The 1546-nt window shown below is 69.3% G+C and carries 1 protein-coding gene and 1 pseudogene; one reads left to right on the forward strand and one right to left on the reverse strand.

What is annotated here, in order from left to right:
- Positions 1-254 (forward strand): annotated as a pseudogene (locus AC08ON_RS07965) (ABC transporter ATP-binding protein); the annotation flags it as partial.
- 25 nt (positions 255-279) lie between these two features.
- On the opposite strand, the gene AC08ON_RS07970 reads toward AC08ON_RS07965, so the two are convergent.
- Positions 280-1299, reverse strand: a complete 1020-nt coding sequence (locus AC08ON_RS07970) for an acyl-CoA desaturase (RefSeq protein WP_476607064.1) — start codon at positions 1297-1299, stop codon at positions 280-282.
- Between the last annotated feature and the right edge of the window lie 247 nt (positions 1300-1546).

A 1546-nucleotide genomic window follows, 5' to 3' on the forward strand; every position in this document is an offset into this window, starting at 1 on the left:
CCGGGCGGACAGGTGGGCCGCCCGTCCTGTCCGGGGGCGAGCTGCGCGCCGCCCGCAAGGAGCTGACCCGGCTCGAGCGCGCCCTGGATCGCCTGAGCCGACGCGAGCAGGAGCTGCATCACGAGCTGGCCGAGGCCGCGACGGATCATGAGCGTCTGCTGACGCTGGACGCCGAGCTGCGCGCCGTCGTCGCGGACAAGGACAGCACCGAGGAGGCCTGGCTCACCCTCGCCGCCGAGATCGAGGGTGGCTGACAAGCCACCGCCACCCGCCGTCCGGTCAGGCGGTGGCGCGTTTCGCCGCGAGACGCGCCGGGTCCGGCCAGCGGACGTCCCGCACCAGGTGAACGGTCTCCATCATCTTGATCAGGTAGAAGCTGGTGTCGATCTGCCAGGGCCGCACCCCGTGCCGGGCCGAGGTCGGCTCGGCGTGATGCAGGTTGTGCCAGGATTCGCCCATCGACAGCAGGGCCAGCGGCCACACGTTGGTCGACCGGTCCCGCGACCGGTAGGGACGCGAGCCGAGGACGTGGCAGATGCTGTTCACCGACCACGTGACGTGGTGCAGCAGCGCGATACGGACCAGCCCGGCCCAGAAGAACGCCTCCAGCGCCGCGGCGAACGAACCCCCCCACAGGCCGCCGATCACGGCGGGCAGCGCGAGGCTGGCGAACGCGCACAGCGCGAACGAGCGGCTGACCTTCATGATGTCGGGATCGTCGAGCAGGTCCGGGGCGAAGCGACGCTGGTCGGTCTGCTCGACGTCGAACAGCCAACCCACGTGGGCGTGCCAGAGACCCTTGATCAGCGACCACGTCCCCGGACCGTAACGCCACGGCGAGTGCGGGTCGCCCTCGGTGTCGCTGAAGGCGTGATGACGCCGGTGGTCGGCCACCCAGCGGATGACCGGACCCTCGATCGCCATGTTGCCGGCGACCGCCAACGCGATCCGCACCGGCCTGGACGTCCGGAAGCCGCGATGGGTGAAGTAACGGTGGAAGCCGATCGTCACGCCGTGGCCGGTGATGCCGTAGAACACCACGGCGAGGACGACGTCCCGCCAGGAGATCCACTGCCCCCACATCGCCGGGATCGCGACCGCCAGGGCGACCAGCGGCACCACGATCGTCACCACCATCACGACCTGCTCGGCGTGGGCCTTCGCCATCGAGCGGGGCCGCGTGGCGTTACCGCGGCTGTTCGCGGGATCAGCCCGGCGGGGAACCGGGCCCGTGGTGGGTTCGCGGTTGTCCCGCGGTGCCCGATTGTCGCTCGGCGTCACCGTGTCGGTAGCGGTCATTGCCTCGTTCCATCCGTCGCGGCTGGCCCACTGTGCCGGCGCTCCATCCGCCACGGTAGCCCGCCGACATGACAACGTCCCCCCTCCTCCACGTCCGCCACGCAAACAAACCATCCGTCGCCGACCCGACCCGGATCGATCGGCACCGCCGCGCACCACGATCACCGACAAGCCGATGACAAGCCGATGACAAATAGTGATATCCAATGACATTTAACGCCATCATCTGACCTTGTCGTTTAACCTT

Source organism: Frankia sp. CoWAU3 (genome assembly GCF_977971855.1).